This window comes from Photobacterium sp. Alg240-V54 (assembly GCF_900537155.1).
Taxonomy (GTDB): Bacteria; Pseudomonadota; Gammaproteobacteria; order Enterobacterales; family Vibrionaceae; genus Photobacterium.
In genome coordinates this window covers 883,657-903,545 of record NZ_UNRL01000001.1, presented here as the reverse complement: position 1 = coordinate 903,545, position 19,889 = coordinate 883,657, and the positions used below count along the sequence as shown (strand labels likewise).

The window sequence follows — 19,889 nt, the reverse complement described above, 5'->3', positions numbered from 1 at the left end:
TAAGGTTTATAAAGGATAAAAAAATGACGATAACCTATTTACCTTGTGTTGAAGTAGAGCCAACGGTTAGTGCAACGGCGACTGTTATCTGGCTGCATGGCTTAGGCTCTAATGGCCATGACTTTGAAGCGATACTGCCACAATTACAGTTGCCTCGTGATATGCCGGTGAGATTTATTTTTCCTCATGCTGCATCTATTCCTGTTACCATCAATGGCGGCGCTGTGATGCCAGCTTGGTATGATATTATTTCATTGGATGTGAAACGTAAGCTTAATGTTGATCAATTGATGCATTCTGCTCAACGTGTCATTGACCTTGTTGAGCGTGAAATCAGTCGTGGTATCGCATCCGATCGAATTATTTTGGCAGGGTTTTCTCAAGGTGGCGCTGTGGTTTATCATGCGGCGTTGTGTTATTCAAAACCATTGGCTGGGTTATTGGCATTATCAACCTATTTTCCAACCGCTAATGTGATTCAATATAGCGAGGCTAACCGTAATATTGATATTGAGATCATGCATGGCAGTTATGATCCGGTGGTGGTACCTAAACTGGGTGAAATGGCGCGTAATGATTTAATTGCGGCGGGATATCATCCGCAATGGCGTATGTATTCGATGGAACATCACGTGTGTTTGCCGCAAATAAAAGATATTGCAACATGGATAACAGCTCAGCTTAAGCTATAAACTGACAACATGACAGCGGATAAGAGATTTCTTATCCGCTGTGTTGATTGTAGGGCAAGCGAATACGCTAGGCGGCTTGTGGCATTGATGGTGTGACTTTGTTGCGTTGCTGTAAGTCATACCATACCATCGGCAATACAAATAGGCTCAATAAAATGGTAGATAACGGCATTGATAACCAGACGCCATTAACACCGAGCCATTGTGGCAAGAAGTATAAGAATGGCAATTGTACTAACATGTTACTGACTGAAATCGTTAACGCTTTTCCTGCTTTATCAACTGACATAAAATATACTGTTGCCAGTACAATAAGCCCGTCTAAGAACATCGCAAATAGGTGTAATTTTATACCATTAACGGCTGTCGAAGTAAGCGCAGTATTGGCGCTATTAAATAGCCCAATTAATGTTTGTGGAAAACTATACAATAATGCGAACCATGAAATACCCGCAATAATAGTCACTTTAATCGCTAAATAGGTTGTTTTACTGATATTTTGTGGTTGTTTAGCGCCATAGTAATAACTGACAGGTGGCTGCATACCTTCTGCGATCCCTTCAGCCACTAAATAATATAACGTCATCATATAGCCAACAATCGCAAAGGCACTGACGGTCAATTCTGTGCCATATTGAATAAATTGATAATTATGCAAAGCAACCACAAAACTTGTATAGAGGTACATGATCAGTACCGATGAGCCCAAACTCATTATTTTCCAGCAGTGGCTTAATTGAATATTTTTAATAGTGAGATGCATCGTCAATGGCGAACGAGATGAGTAAAAATAGATGATACCGCCAGTAACTGTCACAGCTTGAGCAATAATGGTTGCAACTGCTGCCCCTTGTAATTGCCATTGGAAAAGGCCAATGAAGATATAATCAAGTACAATATTGGTTAACGCACCTGCCATCAATAATCCAGTCGCTATCTTAGGACTGTCATCATTACGAATAAGCATTGGAATCGCACCGGCAAAGATAGTAATAAATGCTGCCCAACCAAAACTTTGTACATATTGCAGTGCTAATGCTTTTATGGTGTGGTCTGCACCTTGAATGGTTAATAATGTCTCACCAAAGAGAGCAAAAAATACCAATGCAATCACACTGACTGCGACAATTAATAGCACTACATGATCTAACGCGCGTTGTGCATGGTGGGCATTTTTTTCGCCACGGGCAATAGAAATCAGCGTGCCGCCACCAATACCGATCATCAAACCTAGGCCAGATAACAAATAGGTAATTGGCCACGCCATATTAATCGCGGCTAATCCTTGATAACCGACATAATGACCAACAAAAATACCATCCACTATTTGATATAGTCCGGTGACCAGCATGGCAGCAATTGATGGAATCGCATAACGCCAAAAATTTTGGCTAATCGTCAGTGTTGGCGGTGGTGAGTGGGTTAATGACATAAAAAATCTCAATCTAATGGTCGATATTGGTAGCGGTATTATCCTTGTTTATTGGATTGTTCAAAGATAATATCTATCTTATTTTCGGATGGTTTTAACCATGATGGATTGGACATTAGATCAGCTCAATGCCTTTGTTATTTCAGTAGAACAAGGGTCCTTTTCAGGCGCGGCACGCCGAATAGGTAAGGCACAATCACGTATAAGTACCGCAATCAGTAATCTTGAAGCCGATTTAGGCTTTGATCTGTTTGATCGTAGTGCTCGTCTACCGGTACTGACACAGGCAGGAGAGCAAATGTATGAAGAAGCGAAAGTTGTTCTAGCCCAATGTGATCGGTTGCAATCCCGCGCATTGACGTTAACTAAAGGCGAAGAAGTGTCACTGACGATTGCAATGGATGAAGCGACCCCAACCACTGTATTTGAAGAATTTTTTGAGCGGGTAGCGACGACTTTTCCATTGCTAAAGCTAACGATTATCAGTGGTTCAAAAGATGATATTGCAAGCCAAGTTGATGATCTAACTGCCGATCTTGGGATTTTGTTTTTTAGTAAAACCCTACCGAGTAGTTTAGAATTCACCCCTATTTGTGAGTTTAATTCATCCCTTATTGTTGCAAAAAATCACCCACTAGCAAAAATATCAGCACCGACGATGCAGCAGCTTAGTCAATATCGACAATTATTAATTTGTGATCGTATGGGTTATTACCATACTGATGCGCTGTCTGCGAATTATTGGCATATTGATAGTTATTACTCAATTACTGCGTTTGTGCTGAGAAATATGGGCTGGGCATTTGTTCCTGACCATGTGTTTAATTACTCAATCTTTAAAGATGGGGTGGTGCGGTTATCAATAGAAAATATTCCGACCTCACCGTGGATTGATATGGGATTAGTTAAGCGGCGCGATCAAGGCAATGGTCCTGTTTTACGTTGGATGTATCAGGAACTTAAGACTATGTTTGCTCAACATAATTAACAATAGATGGCGTAGTAATACCATTGGCGACAAGTGTATTCCTATTAGGGTAGAATATTAATTTTACTTGTAAATGACAAACGCATCACTGTAATATGGTTGTGACAGTATTGTTAATAGCGACGTTATTTGTTTGCTGTAAGTGAGGTTCATATGCGGTTTTCACAGAAGGTAGGTTTAACTTTAGGCACTTCTTTGCTAATACTTACTATTTTGTTAATTATTGTTGCAGGGCGAACCTATAAAACCGAAGCAGTCGTCGGAAGAGTAGTAAATATTAATTCTGATTCTTTTTTATATGAAGGTAAGTTTTATTTACAGGTAATGTCTGATCAAACAAATACAATGATCAATATTGATATGAAAGATGGATTATATTGTCCGATCGGTTCTCAAGTCGTATTTGTACAAAAAACATGCATGCTATTTGGCGATGATGCCTATGAGTTTATCTCGTGTGATTTTTCATATTTACCATCGTATTAGTTATCAAGTTTAGTACTCATATTTATATCACGTTAATGCGTTTTTTATTGTGGAGAAAAAATATTTTCTGCATAAATAAAACAGATTTAATACCGCATAATGAAAAAAAATAACCTATTATTGACTTTGACATGACGTTAACGAGATAAATTTTTCATGCTAATAGTGGATACTGTTAAGGTTATATTTTATTAAGATTTACAGGAGTTGATATGAAGAAGAGTATTATTGCTATAGCAATCGCTGGTTTAGTCCTTGTTGGTTGTGATCAAGCAAGCCATGATTCAGCAAAAGAATCTGCGGCTTCAGTAAAAGCAACCGCAACCCAAGTAAAAGATGATGCCGTAACAGCAACAGACTCAGCGCTAGACTCAACTAAAAAAGCGGTTGATGATTCAGCAGATGCTGTTAAAGATACAGCCAACAAAGCGATGGATAAAGCAACTGAAGTTAAAAACAATGTTGCAGATACCACAGCTGCAGCCGTTGAAGATTCTAAGCAAGCGGTTTCTAATTCAGCAAATGCTGTTGAAGATAAAGTATCAGAACTAAAAAATAGTGCTGAAAATGCAACAGCAGGTGCTGTTGATGCTTCTAAAGATGCAGCAAAAGAAACCAAAGATGCGATGAAAAATGCAACAACTGATGCTGTAGATACTGCAACAGAAGTAAAAGATGCAACGGTTGATAAAACCAAAGCAGCAGCCGATAACGCGGCTGATATGGTAGATAAATCAGTTGATTCTGCAGAAAAAAAAGTAGCTGATTTAACACAATAATCAATGATATAAATAAAACTATTGATACTAACATCAAGATGCCGAGCATTATTTATGCTCGGTTATTCTTTTTTTCACAAGGAGTTTACGGTGAAAAAAAAATGTTTATTTGCTGCAATGGTCGTGTTAGCACTCGCTGGCTGTGATCAAGCAAAAAATGGTGCAAGTGACGCAGCTGCAAAACAAGCAGATACCCATAATGCACAAAACTCTTTAACCTGGATGGGGGAATATACTGGTATTCAGCCTTGTGGTGACTGCGCTGGCATTGAAACTAGCTTAACTTTAAATAAAGATGGCAGTTACGTGTTAAATGAAACCTACCAAGGTAAAGACACCAAACCATTTATCAATCAAGGTAAGTTTAAGTGGAATGATCGTGGTGACACCATCACGTTAAACCTTACTGGCAGCCAGTCAGTGAAGTATTTTGTTGGTGAGCATCGTATTTTCCGATTAGATCAACAAGGTAAACGTATCACTGGCGATTTAGCTGATGCTTATACCTTGACTCAAAACGATGAGAATTAATTTCTGAGAAAATGCCCTGACAGTTATTTACTAAGGTAACGTGATGTGAGGGCATTTTTTTATCTGGTGATTATCAGTGACGTTTTTTTGAACAATAGCTGATTTTATTGTGAGCGTTGAATTTCATCATCAACCCAGCGTAATAATTGTTTTATCGCCCGCGATAGTACCTGATTTTGACGCACTATATAGCCTAAGCTGGTGGTCGGAAAATGCGGTAATGGCGTGATCGTGGTTTGTAGATGTAACTTTGAATGTAATGAAAAACTTGGCACAATCGCAACCCCAAATCCAGCCTCTGCCCAATCTATTTGCGCATCAACACTGCCCACTTCCATCACATGGTATTTCGCTAATTGTAAACTTGGTAAGGCTAAATCAATCAATTCACGAGTTCGTGTATCATGGCCTAATAAGATTAATGTTGGCTCTTCTGCCGCAAGTGGTTGAGGTTCAATAATTGCGTCAGGATCATGAGACAATTGCTGCCAACGCTCTAAGCCATTACCTAATGCGCACCATTTAACTTGGCGTAATTCCATGAAATGCAATGGTTGGCTTTCTTTTTGAGCAATAACAAACCCTAAATCAGCTTTCGCACTTTTTACCAGTTCTGTGGCTTGTGATGAGGTGGTATTAAACAGCGATAAATCAATGCCCGGATATTCTTTTTTGAAGGCTTGGAAGGGGCTAATAAGCAATAAGCGCGAAATAATATCACTGGCTGCAATGGTTAGTGTACCTTGGTTAAGCTCGTTAATCGCATTAAGATCTGCTTGGCAAACTTGTAATTCCATTAATGTGTTTTCAGCACTTTTAAGAAGTCTTGTACCTGCTTGGGTTAACCGAAATGGATTCCTTTCAATTAACTTTACGCGTGTGGTTTGCTCGAGTTGTTTAATGTGAAGACTGACATTTGGTTGTGTCATATGCAGTGCTGCGGCTGTTTTTCCAAAATGTTGATGTTTAGAAAGGGCAACGAATGTATTAAGCCAATGCAAATCTATCATGTTTACCTTCTTATTTTGTTACAGACGCTATTATTGATAGTAATGTTACCTGAAAAAATGCAATGACTAATGTACGCCACATAAGAGATTCTTATCAAGTTAATAACGATTATTAATTATTTTTATTGCGTCATTGATCATAGGATAAAGGTCTTGCTTTTGAGGAGTGTAAATTATGTCGTCTATTGTTGTTGTTGGTGCAAACTGGGGTGATGAAGGTAAAGGTCGTATTGTTGATTATTTAGCAGACCAAGCTTCAGCGAGTATTCGTTTCCAAGGTGGTAATAACGCAGGTCACACTGTTGTTAACGATTTTGGTACATTTAAACTACACCAATTACCAAGCGGCGTATTTAACCCTGATTGTATTGCTGTTTTAGGCCCTGGTATGGTTATCAGCCCAGAAAAACTAAGCCTAGAAATTGCAGAAGTAGCAACATCAGGTGTTGAAGTTAAACTTTGCATCTCTGATCGTGCAACACTATGTCTGCCTTTACACGCACTAGAAGACACACTAGAAGAAGAACGTCTAGGTGAAGGTGCATACGGTTCAACACGTCAAGGTATTGCACCTGCGTACGGTGACCGTGTAATGAAGAAAGGTATTCTTGTTGGTTGGTTAAAACAACCTGAAGTACTTCGTGAGCGTATTCAATTCATGATGGATTGGAAATTGCCACAGCTTAAAGCGTTATACCCATCAATGGAGTTCACGCAAACAGCTGAAGAAATGACAGAGTGGTTGCTTGAAGTATCTCAGCCTTGGCGTGACAGCATTTGTAACGTTACAGAGCCACTAAAAGCGTTACAAAAAGAAGACAAAACATTATTGTTTGAAGCGCAGTTAGGTGCGGGTCGTGACTTAGTTTACGGTGAGTACCCATGGACAACATCATCTAACGTAACTGCAGCTTATGCAGGTATCGGCAGTGGTTTACCAGCACTGCACCCTGAGCGTGTTATCGCTGTTGCTAAATCATTTAGTTCTTCAGTAGGTACTGGTACTTTGATCACCGCAATGGAAGATCAAGACCAATTCCGTGAAGATGCTAAAGAGTTTGGTGCAACAACAGGTCGCCCGCGTGATATGGGTTACTTTGATGCAGTTGCAACCCGTAATGGTATTGAATTACAAGCAGCAACAGAAATCGCATTAACTAAGATTGACTGCTTAAGCGGTATGAAAGATCTTAAAATTTGTGTTGCTTACAACGGTGATCACACTGAAAACCCAATTTGGCCTCAAACTGCATCACTAACTGCAGTTTACGAGCAAATGATGGGTTGGGATGAAGACATTACCGGTTGCCGTAAGTTTGAAGAACTACCTGAAGGCGCACAACAATACGTGCTTCGTATTGAAGAACTAATGGGTGTGCCAGTTAAAATGGTATCGGTAGGTCCTGAGCGTGACCAAATGATCTTACGTTAATTGTAGCGTAATCAAAAATTATCACGGGCGAGTTACTCAGTAACTCGCCCGTTTTTTATTTGTTTATTTATTAGAATGACACACAATTACCCTCGACCCTATTTCCCATATTGCTCTGCAGTAATTCGAATCACATCAACCACTACAGCACTTGCTGCTTGTAATGAAGGTACGGGTAAATATTCGTAAATAGAATGAAAGTTATGTGCGCCAGTAAAAATATTTGGGCAAGGTAAGCCTTTTTGAGATAACACCGCACCATCATAACCGCCGCGCATTGGGGTCGTTTTCATTTCAATATTATTACGCGCGTAAGCTTGCTTGGCGATTTCAATTGGGAAGCTGGCATCACCTTGCAAACTGTTCGCCACATTTTGATAGCGATCAGCAAGGGTAATAGCCACCGCATTTTCGCCCCATAACGCTTGACAGTTACTGGCAAGTGTCGCGAGAAATTGCATACGATATTGATAGCCTTGGTGAGTGAAATCTCTGACATCCATTTTCAAGACTGTTTTAGCACTGTTACCACTCAGATCTTTAACCCAATAATACCCCTCGCGACCATCGGTATACTCAGGGGCTTCTCCTGGAGGTAACATCGCAATAAACTTGTGTGCCATCAGCAATGAGTTTTTAAGCTTACCTTTGGCTGACATCGGGTGGGCTGATTGACCAATAAAAGTCACCACCACATCGCCTGCATTCCAGTTTTCATCAACAAACTCACCAATGCCACAACAATCTAACGTGTAACCAAAATCAGCACCAAAAGATTCAACATCAAAAGCTTTAGCACCACGTAAGCCTTGCTCTTCATCGGGTACAAATGCCACTTTTACATCGCCATGCTCAATGTCAGGATTATCAATCAGAACCGTCAGAGCGTGCATAATGGCAGCAATTGCAGCTTTATCATCAGCCCCTAATAAACTGGTGCCATCGGTGACAATAATATCTTGGTTTTGGTATTGAGAAAGCTCAGGAAATTCACTCTGTTTAAGAATAATATTTAAAGCAGGGTTTAGAATAATATCGCCACCAGTGTAATGAACAATGTGCGCATGGGTATCATTGCTTTGCTCTGCACTGGTGTCTAAGTGACCAAAAAAAGAGACCGTAGGAATGGTTTTAGAGCTATTACTTGGCAAGGTTGCCGTAACAATTGCATTGTCGCGTAATACCACATCTTGTAAACCGAGTTGGGTTAATTCAGCGGCTAACATTGTCGCTAATTCCATTTGCCCTAATGATGACGGCATAATGCCTGCAGCCCCATTTTCGCGGTTGGTAGTGGTATTTACGCGAGTGTAATTTATAAACCGATCAACAATATTCATTATATTCATCCTGAAGAAGAAATTATTGAGAGTGGTGTTTCTAAGCACTCATAATGAGGGTGAATATTCCATTATTTACCGCTATTAACAAGATAATTACTAAGATGAACATAGGGTTTTGTGAGCTCAGTAGGATCTTATATCGTGAAGAACTTACAAATTAGTGTTTAACGATGGGGACGATTTTATGAAGAAGTCAGTGTTACCACAAAAAATTTGCGTCGTGTGCCGACGTCCTTTTTCATGGCGAAAAAAATGGCAACGATGTTGGAATGATGTCAAATATTGCTCTGAGCGTTGCCGGCGGCAACGACGTTAATCAATTTTGCAGTTTTCACAGCGTGATTTTCCTGTAAATAGATAGGAAATTTTGTAGCGATTTCGAGCAAAAAATAAATAACATTTATCGGCGAAAAATCGAATAATAGGCCAGCGTAGTGTCGCCAACCATTTCTTTTTACCGATTGTTTTCCAAGCAAGGTAAGTGACATCTAGTCCAAGTAATAATTGTGGTGATTGTTGAGGATTTGGAAAATATAAGCCGTGTAATACAGCAGAGGCTTCACTAATCTTTATATAAGGGAAGCGTTGATTAAAATCAGGCGCAAGAATATCTTCAAACAGTAGCTGTTGATGATTATTGTAGGTTTGTAGTTGACGCATTTCAGCAACACACAATGGACAACTGCTGTCATAGAATAAGATTAATTTCATAATATCCTCCTAATATCTATTAATAATAGTGACTAATTGGGATTCTTTTGCTGATTTTATCATTTAAGGTTACATCGACGAAAAAACCTAGGATAATAACAGCTATCTATCGTTAATTTTCTGCTATGAATGATTAACGAGAAAATTCAAACGTCTAGGATATTGATTATGCGCGCTTTCGTATTACGAGCTCGTTCTGCCCCAACTGATAGTAAATTGTTAATCGCATCAGTTGGACAAGATGCCCACACTGAGATTTTAGCTCACGTTTTAATGAATGCTATTTTTGTGGCGCAATCGCATCGTGAAGATATTATGGTGCATTTAGTACTTGAAAGTACACAAGACTTCTCACGTACCATTAGTTTTAATTCAAATGAGATCAGTAATTTATCTGGATTTCATGAGCAGGCTTGGTTAGATAAAATAGCGCATGCGTTAGATAAATCTGTTGGCATGAATAAAGAGCAATTACGTAATGTTGAACCTGGTATTACTGTGCGTACTATTAGTTTTGAAAAGCTAGTGGGTGAATTAGCACAAGATTACCAATTATATATGCTTGATAAAAAAGGCGACTTTATTCGAGATATTGAGTTAGCTGCTAACCCTTGTTTTTTATTAACTGATCATATGCCAATGCCAAAGAAAAGTTTTAATAGTTTAAAACGCTTAGGTGCAGAAAAAATCAGTTTAGGGCCAAAAATGTTATTTGCTTCTCAATGTATTGTACTTATACATAATGAGTTAGATTTAACATTATAATTGTTTAGTTTTTGTTTGGTATTTGTTTGGTATTTAACAAATAAACAAAGAGCCGTTAAGTGGTGGTTGATTATTCAACGCACTGCTTGGCGGCTTTTTTATTTGTCTCTTAAGTGAATTATTATGCGTTATTTGAATTTATTTTAAATAGTTATGTGGTGTTTGTGGTGTTATGTAACTAAAACTGACAAGTATCGCTATATGGTATATATTTTGGTGTGATTTTTTATATACGGTAAAGTCCTCTTTATTAGTGTGAAAATTAAGATACTAAATATGGAGCAAGATTAAGCTTGAGCTTATCAATGTTCAGTGTATTTTCAGTATTAAATACCAGCGGTATTTCAAATTAAATAACAATTATTACCGTTAGCCTTTATGGCCCCTTTACCTAGGACACAATATGCAATTATCCTCTCAGCCTAAAGGGCTTTTTCACCTCATTGCTATTCAGATGTGGGAATTCTTCAGTTATTACGGCATGCGGTCGTTATTAATTCTCTTTTTAACGCAAAAACTTTTAATGTCTGACGACCATGCATATGCTTTATACGGTGCTTATACATCGTTGGTTTATGTTACTCCGATCTTAGGCGGCTATTTAGCTGACCGTTATTTAGGTAACTATTGGTCAGTGATCATTGGTGGCTCTTTAATGGTGGCAGGGCATGCGGTATTGAGTATTCCTAGTCATGATAATACGGTCTTATATGCTGCATTGGCATTGATTATCTGTGGTTATGGTTTCTTTAAAACCAACTCAAGCTGTTTGTTGGGTGAGTTATATAAAGATCATGAAGATGCACGTGAATCTGGCTTCTCGATTTCTTATATTGGCGGTAATGTCGGCTCAGCGCTAGCACCCATCTTTTGTGGCTATGCTGCGAGCCGTTGGGGCTGGAACGTCGGTTTTGCGTTGGCCGGTATCGGCATGCTGATTGGCTTAATTATCTTTAGTACTGGGCGTAAGCATTTTACTCATGTTCAAAAAGCGAATATTCCGGCATTACGTAAAAAGACAGCAGGTTTTAGTCACTGGCAGTTGATTATTCTTGGCGTAATAGTGTGTGCTATTGGTTTAGTATTTGTACTACAAGATTTGCTGGCAGGTTACATTCTAGCCGTTATTTTGGCTTTTTCTGCACTACAAATGTTACGTTTATACCGCAAGAGTAGTACTGAAGATCGTAAAAAATTAAATGCTATTATTTACTTCATGCTATTTGGGATGGTGTTTTGGGCATTTGATCAGCAGGGTGGTAGCTCAATCAGCCTATTTATTGAACGTAATATAGATACTGATATCTTTGGTTATCATATTCCAACCGCATTTTTCCAATCAGTGAATCCTGTTGCGGTTATTGTTGGTGGTGGTGCTGTTGCATGGCTATGGAAAGTATTGGCCTCACGTCAGATTTCAGTACGTACTCTGACTAAACTTAATATGGGTTTATTTTTGTTAACCGCAGGTTTTAGTTTGATTACTCTATCATCTAAACTCGCAATGGTGAGTGGTCATACAACATTCTTATGGTTGTTTATTGGCTTGTTTTTGATTGGTATTGCAGAGCTATTTATTGATCCAGTGGCATTATCAGCAATTACACGTATGAATCCGCAAGGTGCAACAGGTACAGTTGCTGGTATTTATATGCTAATGGGTGGTTCAGTTGCTAACTATTTAGCTGCGAATATTGCCGAGCTGACCTCTACAGGTACACAAGCGACGAATACCGCAGATTTAATCGCATCAGCAACACAATATCACCATGTGTTCCAATCGATTCTTATTGTTACTGTGGTGGTGTTAGTGCTCGGTTTATTAGTGAATTTTAAAAACCGTAACGAGCCTGAATATGATTAATGTAGGCGCTTAAAAAGAAAGGTCGATAATGTATGTTAGTTTGAACAGTCATTATCGGCCTTTTTTTTGACTGTTTATAGTGATTTTGTGTCAGAGGGTGCTAGCATTTTTATGATATTATTAATAACAGCAATTAGAGTTTTAAATGATTGTTAATAGCAAAGAGTCGTTAAATGAATGATAAAAAAAAGTATTCAAAAGTACCGAGTGGTCGATTATCACGGTTAGCGAAACTTGGTTCACTGGCAACGCGTGTCGCTTCTGGTGTTGTAGCAGAAGGTGCGAAACAATTAGCGACAGGTCATCGACCAAAAGTCAGTGATTTGATTTTAACACCGGCTAACGTAAAACGTGTCGCAGAACAATTAGCGGATTTACGTGGTGCTGCCATGAAAGTTGGTCAATTATTATCCATGGATGGTGGCGACTTATTACCACCAGAATTAACCGAATTGCTGTCACGCTTACAAGCGAATGCTAAACCAATGCCTATTAGCCAGCTCAATCATTCACTTGAACAGCAATGGGGCAGTGATTGGCAACAACAGTTTAGTCAATTTTCATTTTATCCGATTGCTGCAGCTTCGATTGGACAAGTACATAAAGCAATAACCCAAGATGGCCGTCAATTAGCCCTGAAAATACAATATCCAGGCATTAATAAAAGTATTGATAGTGATGTGAATAATGTCGCGACGTTATTAAATATCAGCGGGCTAATTCCAAAATCATTAGATGTTTCTGAGTTATTGGATGAGGCAAAAAAACAACTGCATGCAGAAGCTGATTATTTGCTTGAAGCACAGTATGTGAAGCAATATCGACAATTATTAGCCTTGGATGAGCATTATTTATTACCGAATATTGTTGATGAGCTCACCACTAAACATATCCTCGCGATGACCTTTGTTGGTGGTGTTGATATTGATAAATTAGTCGAGCAACCTCAAGCTGTGCGTGATCATATTATTGAATTAGCATTTAGGTTGATGTTTCGAGAAGTGTTTGAATTTAGGTTAGTGCAGACTGATCCTAACTTTGCTAATTATCGCTATGATATTGAAAGTAAAAAACTAGTTCTACTTGATTTCGGTGCTACACGGGCCTATCCCGAGCTGATTGCAGAAGGTTATCGGCAGTTAATGACCGGCGCGGTGAAGGATGATCAACCGCAAATGTTAGCGGCTTTGAAACAGATTGGTTTTTTTTCACAGCCTATTGAACCTCAAGCACAGCAGTCATTATTGGGATTATGTTTGCAAGCTTGTGAGCCATTGAAACATCAAGGTGTGTATGATTTTGGTCAATCAGACATGGTGGCTAACATTCGTAATGCTGGCAGTCAGTTAAGCATGAAACAAGGCTATTGGCATACACCGCCAGCGGATGCGATTTTTTTGCATCGTAAATTAGGTGGGCTATATTTATTAGCTGCAAAACTAAAAGCACGGGTGGATGTAAATAAAATATTTTTACCCTATATGACTGAATAATTATATAAATCGAGTTATTTTCTATCAGTCAAGTATTTCATATTTAGAATATCAGTTATTATTTTGGTTAATTTATAGTTTTAATAGTAGTCGATATAATAACTTTTCTTGAATTAATTTGTATGACAAATGCCAACTAAAAAGTAAACGCGTTATGACTGGTAAACACATCTCTTATGCAGTACAAAATATTGAAGGGCTTTCCTTTGATGCCACCGATATATCAAAGATAGCTTTAGTCACCGAAGGTGGTGGCCAACGTGGTATTTTTACTGCGGGAGTGTTAGATGCCTTTTTAGAAGCTGAGTTTAATCCCTTTTCTTTAATGGTGGGTACATCTGCGGGATCACTCAATTTAGCTTCTTATATTTGTGGTCAATATAAACACGCTTATAAAGTTATTACTCAAGCGACAACTGATCATCACTTTTTTGATGTTTACCGCTTTATTTTTGGTCGAGAAGGATTGGACTTAGAGTGGTTAATGCAACAAACCCAAACTAGCTTTGAACTTGATTGGCATCAAGGGCGTGAAAATATGCGCTCACGAACAGTGTTAGCATCTGCAAGTGGTGTTACTAGCCATCAAGCATCGTATTTTAATTTAAACAGTGAAAATTGGTCACTGGCCTTAAAAGCGTCATGTGCTGTACCGGTATTAAATAAACAGCCTATTTTTTCTCAAAACGAGTTTTGGGTTGATGGTGGTTTATGTGCACCGATTCCAGTCCAAGAGGCTTACGAACGTGGTTATCGCCACATTGTTGTTGTACGAACAGTGCCTATCGATACCTCGTTTGACCATTGCTGGATGACAAACATTCGTCGTGCTCTTGGTAATTCTAAAGCCGCGGGTATGATTGAAATGCTACTAGAGCATGAAGATAACTATAGAAAAACCCAAGAATTTTTAAGTAATCCACCCGATGATGTTACCATTTTTGAAATTCATCCTCAAAAACCATTGAGATCAAAAATGATTGGCAGTGATTTAGCGTCATTGGATACAGATTATCGTTTGGGGTATCAATCAGGTAAGTATTTTTTAAATACTGTTGGTCGTCATATTAATATTAAAGATGCGCCATATAAAACTGATTATAAACATGATGCTACCAATGTTGATTTAATGAAATATGCTTAACATTCAAATAATATCATAGTCATTGTGATGTATTTGAGGAGCACTACTAAGAAGTTGTTAATAAATGAACCAAGTTAATGTGGAATTTTCAACCAAGGAGTCGGTATTTACACAGTTAATGGAAAATGACGTTCATAGTATGTGGCTGCAGCGTAAACAAAGTGCATTCAGTGGTAAAGATGGCGTACAGATCCAGTGGATCAGTGTTACTAATCCAATCAATACCCGCTGTATTGTGATTGTAAATGGCCGTAACGAAAGCTTTTGGAAGTATCAGGAAATTTTCTTTGAATTCTCACGTCAAGGTTATGATGTTTATGCTTATGATCATCGAGGCCAAGGTGCTTCTGGTCGCTTAACGTCAGATCCCGAGTTAGGTCATGTGGATAATTTTGATGATTATGTTGATGATCTACAAGCTTTTGTGTCTCAAATTGTCGATAAAGAAAAAGCCTATCAACAACGTTTTTTATTAGCGCATTCAATGGGTGGAGCAATCACAACGCTCTATTTAGAAAAATATAAAAGCCATTTTGATGCGGTAGTATTAAATGCACCGATGTTTGGTATTCACATGCCAGTACCGTTAAAACTGGTTGCATCATCGATTGCAAAAATTATGGAACACTATCAGCATGAACCTTCGTATGTGTTAGGGCAAAAGCCGTATCACGAAGAGCCATTTGAAAATAACGCCTTGTGCCAAAGTAAATTGCGTTATATTTGGGCAAAGCATTTATATCAAGTTCATCCTGAATTACGCATTGGTGGCCCAAGTCCACGTTGGTTATGGCAAGCGATTCAAGCGGCAGATCATTGCATTCGAGACGTTGATAAAATAGATATACCAGTATTATTACTGCAAGCAGGCAACGATACCATTGTCGATAATAATAGCCATCACCGATTCTGTGGTCAAAATAAGCATTGCAGCATCAAAGTTATTCGTGATGCACGCCATGAGATTTTAATGGAAAAAGATGTTATTCGTGATCAAGCATTATGTGAAACATTGGCCTTTTTTAATCAATTTATAGTGTAAATCGATTAAAAAGAGACTTTCTTAGCCCTAAGCATTATAGCTAAAATAACGGCGTATTTAGTCACTAAATACGCCGTTATTGTTTGAATGCTAAAGCGAGATGTTTACCGCAACCTAAATAAGGTTATTGGCAAATAAACCAAGATTTAGCATCGGCTTCAATAAAGGCTTTTTTATGCCATGGTAGCGGTGTTGAAACAGGTGCGATGCGAACATCACCTTTTATTTTACGTGTTGCCAGCACGCGCACACGCCCATCTTTGACACTTTCGATAGTGCCTTTGTAAGTAACACCGTAAGCATCATCTTTTGATTTTTTATACATACACACCGTTTCACCGACATGGGAAGTAATGAAGGTGGTCTCTTCTGTCCATGCTTCTTCTGTTGGCGGTGGCGTGACATCATCAAGATGTTCAATAGCTTTGGTGCTCATTAATCGGCGATGAACCGAATAAGGTTGATAACCTAATAGTTTCGCGCCATCAACCCACGCAGTTTGAGGAATATCGCGGTTTTCAATAATACGCATGGTCACAAAAGGACCGTTAGCACAAATATCAGCCCACAGATCAATAGAAGAAATACGTGCCGCAAAGAGAGGTGTTTCTTGATCGGTATTAGGGTGTTGAACACACCATGTGCCAGTATCTAAATTCACCATAGCGCCTTTGTTGATCTTACATGTCTTGGCTGCTAATTGGTTAAACTGTTCGATATCTTGCTGGGCTTGTTGGTCGCTATTTGAGCAATAACGGTAGCTATAAGAAAACGTTTCTTTGGGATAAAACAAACCTTTATCAACAACGACGCCATTGCTACGAACGGTATCGGCGCCAATAAACTTTTTAGCCGCAGTTTTAAAACTGTAATCAGGTGCGGGTTTTGGTGGTGGTGGTGTCGAACTACAACCCGCAAGCACAGTAATAACTGCTGCGAGAGATACACGGGTAAAAAGGGTGTTGTACATGCTTGCCCCCAGAGAAAATGCTTTTTGAGATAGATATTCAAAAAACGCTAATAATAAATAAGTCTATAGGGGACAACAGAAATTGTTAGGAAGCAAGCCATTATTCTGTTAAAAAATATGAGTTTTAATAGATTCAATGAGTTAGTGGTGACAAAGATTTGCTTAGCAGGCGAGGTTAGTCGTTATTGTGGTTTTTATCGGCGCTATAATTTAAGCAGCCCATTGATGATAACCATCAATGGGCTGCAAAGTGATTGATAACTAAATAAGATTAATCAGCAAAAGTATCAAGCAGTGTTTGTGAAACGATAAAGTAGTTCGTACCTGTTTTCGCTTCTACAAAATCAAGTAGGCGATCATAATGACCGTCGCTATCGGCAAAAACCATCTGTTGCAACGATGTGCTCATCGTAACAGGCGAGGCGGTTAAACCGATAAACATGGTGCCATGCTCCATCGCGTTACCGTAAGGACGGTTTTGACGTAGCATTTTGATTTCTTTATCGTCAACAACCACTTTACTCTTATTGTTGTGAGCCCAAACTGGTTTCACATCATCATCAAGCTCAATGTCATCAAGTTTAGTACGACCAATCACTTGCTCTTGATATTCAGTTGATTGTTTGTCCCATAGACCTTGACGGTCAATATAACGCTGAACCGTTAAGTAACTGCCGCCTTGGTGGATCTCAATATCATCAGCAACCAATACTGCTTTCATGCGCGCTTCATTTTTTGGGTTTTCAGTGCCATCAACAAAGTCAATCATGTCGCGGCTATCAAGGTATTTAAAGCCTTGAATATCTTCAATCAAGGTTGCAACCTCAGCAAAAGCTAACGCTAAATATTTAGCCGCTTGGTAGTTTAAATCCATACGTTCAGATTTAATCATAATGAAAACATCACCAGCCGTGCTTGGGAATTGGCGTTCGCCATCAACCATGGCTTTAAAATCTTCCAGTAAAGCAGGCATTGCTACTTCAGGAAATGCAGTAGACCAACCTTGACGAGATACTGCAACGGTAAAGCTAAGGTCTGCGGTTGAGTCCTTTTGACCAATAGATTTTTCAATGATCTGAATTTTAGCAAAAGCATCGCTCACAGCTTCAGCACTAACATCTGCTTTAAAAACAAAAGTGAGGTATTCAGCAAAAGTATTTGGATTTGATAAAGCACCTGGTTGAGCGCGTTCAGATAACATTGCATTCATAATAGTAGACCTTAATTAAAGCTATCTTATAACGGTACGCTTTTTAGATAGCGAGCTATAGGTAAATTTGCGTAATGTAAAGTTTCACATTTTAGACTGTAAAATGATACCTAATCTGTTGTTAATAGTGAAACTACGAAGTGTTCTAATGAGTTATATCATTAATATTTTTACTTCTAATTTTATTAACGCGAGATGACAACGAAATGATGAGTGATAGTGAATAAAGCATCAAAATGCATGAGGCAAAAAGGCAACATTGAGCTAATCATTATTTGCGTTTAAGCATGCTTTATTTGTAGGGCATGAACGATTAAAACTACGCAAAAAAAGGATCGATGACTAGTCTTTTTTGGTAATTTTATTACGAACATGGCGTTGCTCACAAACTTATCATTAGATGCTTTTTTCAATGAAAAACCTTTGATACTAAGTACTACATGTCGACACAGGTTTCTTTAGGAGGGTATTGTGTCTATTAACTCTATCGATTATTCAGAAATTTCTTCCGTTTCATCTAAGTGGGAACACAAAGACGATTCGGCGACCAACATCGCAGATAGCAAGAAGCAGCAAGGTGCTGCAAGACGACGCATTGAGATGCTACGCGATATTCAAGCAAGTGGGTTAACCCTTGCCGAAGCTAGAGAGTTAGGTTTATTGCATTAAGTATGGAGTGAATCAGGGCATTAGCCATTAGAGGCAAGATGCATGTATCAGTTATTTGTTAACCGCATTACAACGCAACAAATGTTAGACGTAAATTATAGTCAGAGCCAATCTAACAGCCGTTACATGATTAACGCGAGCGATACGTTTACTGTTATAGCTCGCACTCTGAACTCACCATAGGGATGCCAATCGCGGTGTCCCTTTTTCTGGTTTAAATCCTCACAAACAACCACCGTCATTCCCTACAGTGAATGCCCGCGAGGGCGATAGGGAATCTACTCACCGCGAGTTGAGTTTTTAAAGCAAAGATATGGCTGTCCTATATTCGTTTGATGCAGATCTTTTATACTTTGTTTATGTACAGCTGTAGCTATTAGTAGAAAAACCGGAAACTAAATGGCAAGCGCCCGATTTTGTGATTACTATCGGGATCCATAAGTAAAAATGCATCTGATTTATAAAGTTTTTTATATTGTTAAGAGATAAATACGGGCGTATGTTCAAAGAACAAATTCGGGCAAGTTGTTAATATAATAAGTTGTTATGTGTTTCAGGGTAATTTAAGATTAGGAGTTAAAATGAGTAACGAAGTATCAATTGCAAAGATTGTTGTGGGTAATGCCTGTATTAATTTCGAAATACCAACGAACCTATACAATATAATATCAGAACATGCTAATTCTGAAGAATTAAAGCTTTATAGTTACAACGCAGAAACAATTATTGATATGTTGAGAAGCTTTGTCCCTGAAGACAAAAAGCCTCCAACACACCGTCAAGAATCTTATGCCAGAACGATTGCAAAAGCTCTTAACCTTGAGCTTTCAGATGATATCTTAAATTTCAGTGAAAGTTGTAGTGAGTTTCTAGATTTATACTCTGACGAATATCGGGAGTTTAAGTCTCGTAATGCAGAACTAAGAGCTAGTAATAAAAATTTAATCTCGCAAGCAAATAAAGTTGGGCGTTGGCAGTCTGCTGAAGCTATGGTTAAATCTGAAGTTGCTATCGAAGTTATAGCTGATAAATTTGGTGTGAAACCACCGACAATAGAAAAATATCTCAGTCAATTGGAGGAGTGGCGTCATGATGCAAAAGCAGCTGGAATCCATGATATTGTACAAAGCTTAGTTTTACGTCAGCAAAATGGTGAAGATATTTATCAGCTATATGATGAAATATTGAGTTAAACACATAACAGATAAGGATATGTGTCGCGCAGCCGACACCTATCCGAAGTGTTGGACAAGCCCGAGCGGCTTTATATAAGTAAATATTGGGAATGTCATGAAAGGTGATACTGAAAAGAAGTCGAGCGTTATCCT

Annotated in this window: 20 protein-coding genes; 14 read left to right on the top strand and 6 right to left on the bottom strand. The window is 38.7% G+C overall.

Going from position 1 to position 19,889, the window contains the following annotated elements:
- Positions 1-29: 29 nt before the first annotated feature.
- The gene (locus tag G6R09_RS03870; protein ID WP_163921080.1) at positions 30-692 is read left to right on the top strand and encodes a carboxylesterase; all 663 of its coding nucleotides are present in this window, start codon (positions 30-32) and stop codon (positions 690-692) included.
- Between the two features lie 67 nt (positions 693-759).
- Here G6R09_RS03870 and G6R09_RS03865 read toward each other — a convergent pair whose 3' ends face one another.
- Positions 760-2,124 (bottom strand): MATE family efflux transporter, encoded by a 1,365-nt coding sequence (locus G6R09_RS03865; protein ID WP_065166684.1) that lies wholly within the window; start codon positions 2,122-2,124, stop codon positions 760-762.
- 103 nt (positions 2,125-2,227) lie between these two features.
- On the opposite strand from G6R09_RS03865, the gene G6R09_RS03860 reads away from it, so the two are divergent.
- From G6R09_RS03860 to G6R09_RS03845, 4 genes are all read left to right on the top strand, one after another.
- Positions 2,228-3,112: a LysR family transcriptional regulator gene (locus tag G6R09_RS03860; protein WP_065166710.1), complete on the top strand. Its 885-nt coding sequence runs from the start codon at positions 2,228-2,230 to the stop codon at positions 3,110-3,112.
- 153 nt (positions 3,113-3,265) lie between these two features.
- Positions 3,266-3,598, top strand: coding sequence for a hypothetical protein (locus G6R09_RS03855; protein WP_065166685.1), 333 nt, complete (start codon positions 3,266-3,268; stop codon positions 3,596-3,598).
- A 212-nt stretch (positions 3,599-3,810) separates the two neighbouring features.
- Complete coding sequence (locus G6R09_RS03850) at positions 3,811-4,377, top strand: hypothetical protein (RefSeq protein WP_163920592.1); 567 nt, start codon at positions 3,811-3,813, stop codon at positions 4,375-4,377.
- Positions 4,378-4,467: 90 nt separating this feature from the next.
- Positions 4,468-4,908 (top strand): copper resistance protein NlpE, encoded by a 441-nt coding sequence (locus tag G6R09_RS03845; protein WP_065166687.1) that lies wholly within the window; start codon positions 4,468-4,470, stop codon positions 4,906-4,908.
- 104 nt (positions 4,909-5,012) lie between these two features.
- On the opposite strand, the gene G6R09_RS03840 is transcribed toward G6R09_RS03845, so the two are convergent.
- Entirely contained in the window at positions 5,013-5,918 is a 906-nt protein-coding gene (locus tag G6R09_RS03840; protein WP_065166688.1) for a LysR family transcriptional regulator, read from the bottom strand.
- A 175-nt stretch (positions 5,919-6,093) separates the two neighbouring features.
- Here G6R09_RS03840 and G6R09_RS03835 point away from each other — a divergent pair, with 175 nt between their 5' ends.
- Positions 6,094-7,350 (top strand): adenylosuccinate synthase, encoded by a 1,257-nt coding sequence (locus G6R09_RS03835; RefSeq protein WP_065166689.1) that lies wholly within the window; start codon positions 6,094-6,096, stop codon positions 7,348-7,350.
- A gap of 98 nt (positions 7,351-7,448) precedes the next feature.
- On the opposite strand, the gene pepT is transcribed toward G6R09_RS03835, so the two are convergent.
- The gene (gene pepT / locus G6R09_RS03830) at positions 7,449-8,690 is read right to left on the bottom strand and encodes a peptidase T (protein ID WP_163920589.1); all 1,242 of its coding nucleotides are present in this window, start codon (positions 8,688-8,690) and stop codon (positions 7,449-7,451) included.
- A gap of 187 nt (positions 8,691-8,877) precedes the next feature.
- Between pepT and G6R09_RS03825 the strand changes: the two genes are divergently transcribed.
- Positions 8,878-9,009, top strand: a complete 132-nt coding sequence (locus G6R09_RS03825; protein ID WP_082955631.1) for a DUF2256 domain-containing protein — start codon at positions 8,878-8,880, stop codon at positions 9,007-9,009.
- On the opposite strand, the gene G6R09_RS03820 is transcribed toward G6R09_RS03825, so the two are convergent.
- A complete protein-coding gene (locus G6R09_RS03820) occupies positions 9,006-9,404 on the bottom strand; it encodes a thiol-disulfide oxidoreductase DCC family protein (RefSeq protein ID WP_065177009.1) in 399 nt (132 codons plus the stop codon). The genes G6R09_RS03825 and G6R09_RS03820 overlap by 4 nt on opposite strands.
- A gap of 168 nt (positions 9,405-9,572) precedes the next feature.
- Here G6R09_RS03820 and trmY point away from each other — a divergent pair, with 168 nt between their 5' ends.
- The 5 genes from trmY (at position 9,573) to G6R09_RS03795 (ending at position 15,712) form a co-directional block, all read left to right on the top strand.
- Positions 9,573-10,169, top strand: a complete 597-nt coding sequence (trmY, locus tag G6R09_RS03815; RefSeq protein WP_065166692.1) for a tRNA (pseudouridine(54)-N(1))-methyltransferase TrmY — start codon at positions 9,573-9,575, stop codon at positions 10,167-10,169.
- A gap of 403 nt (positions 10,170-10,572) precedes the next feature.
- Positions 10,573-12,033: a peptide MFS transporter gene (locus tag G6R09_RS03810; RefSeq protein WP_065166693.1), complete on the top strand. Its 1,461-nt coding sequence runs from the start codon at positions 10,573-10,575 to the stop codon at positions 12,031-12,033.
- Between the two features lie 173 nt (positions 12,034-12,206).
- Positions 12,207-13,526 carry an AarF/ABC1/UbiB kinase family protein gene (locus tag G6R09_RS03805; RefSeq protein ID WP_107204496.1) on the top strand — a complete coding sequence of 440 codons (1,320 nt, stop codon included), beginning with the start codon at positions 12,207-12,209 and terminating at the stop codon, positions 13,524-13,526.
- A 154-nt stretch (positions 13,527-13,680) separates the two neighbouring features.
- The gene (locus G6R09_RS03800; protein ID WP_065166694.1) at positions 13,681-14,670 is read left to right on the top strand and encodes a patatin family protein; all 990 of its coding nucleotides are present in this window, start codon (positions 13,681-13,683) and stop codon (positions 14,668-14,670) included.
- Positions 14,671-14,734: 64 nt separating this feature from the next.
- Positions 14,735-15,712: an alpha/beta fold hydrolase gene (locus G6R09_RS03795; protein ID WP_306440113.1), complete on the top strand. Its 978-nt coding sequence runs from the start codon at positions 14,735-14,737 to the stop codon at positions 15,710-15,712.
- Positions 15,713-15,836: 124 nt separating this feature from the next.
- Here the strand turns inward: G6R09_RS03795 and G6R09_RS03790 are convergent, their stop codons facing one another.
- Positions 15,837-16,682 (bottom strand): hypothetical protein, encoded by an 846-nt coding sequence (locus tag G6R09_RS03790; RefSeq protein WP_065166696.1) that lies wholly within the window; start codon positions 16,680-16,682, stop codon positions 15,837-15,839.
- A 271-nt stretch (positions 16,683-16,953) separates the two neighbouring features.
- Positions 16,954-17,892, bottom strand: a complete 939-nt coding sequence (locus G6R09_RS03785; protein ID WP_163920586.1) for a Dyp-type peroxidase — start codon at positions 17,890-17,892, stop codon at positions 16,954-16,956.
- Between the two features lie 471 nt (positions 17,893-18,363).
- Here G6R09_RS03785 and G6R09_RS03780 point away from each other — a divergent pair, with 471 nt between their 5' ends.
- Both G6R09_RS03780 and G6R09_RS03775 read left to right on the top strand, forming a co-directional pair.
- Complete coding sequence (locus G6R09_RS03780; RefSeq protein WP_036791113.1) at positions 18,364-18,561, top strand: hypothetical protein; 198 nt, start codon at positions 18,364-18,366, stop codon at positions 18,559-18,561.
- Between the two features lie 581 nt (positions 18,562-19,142).
- Positions 19,143-19,754, top strand: coding sequence for a hypothetical protein (locus tag G6R09_RS03775; protein ID WP_163920583.1), 612 nt, complete (start codon positions 19,143-19,145; stop codon positions 19,752-19,754).
- Positions 19,755-19,889: the final 135 nt, after the last annotated feature.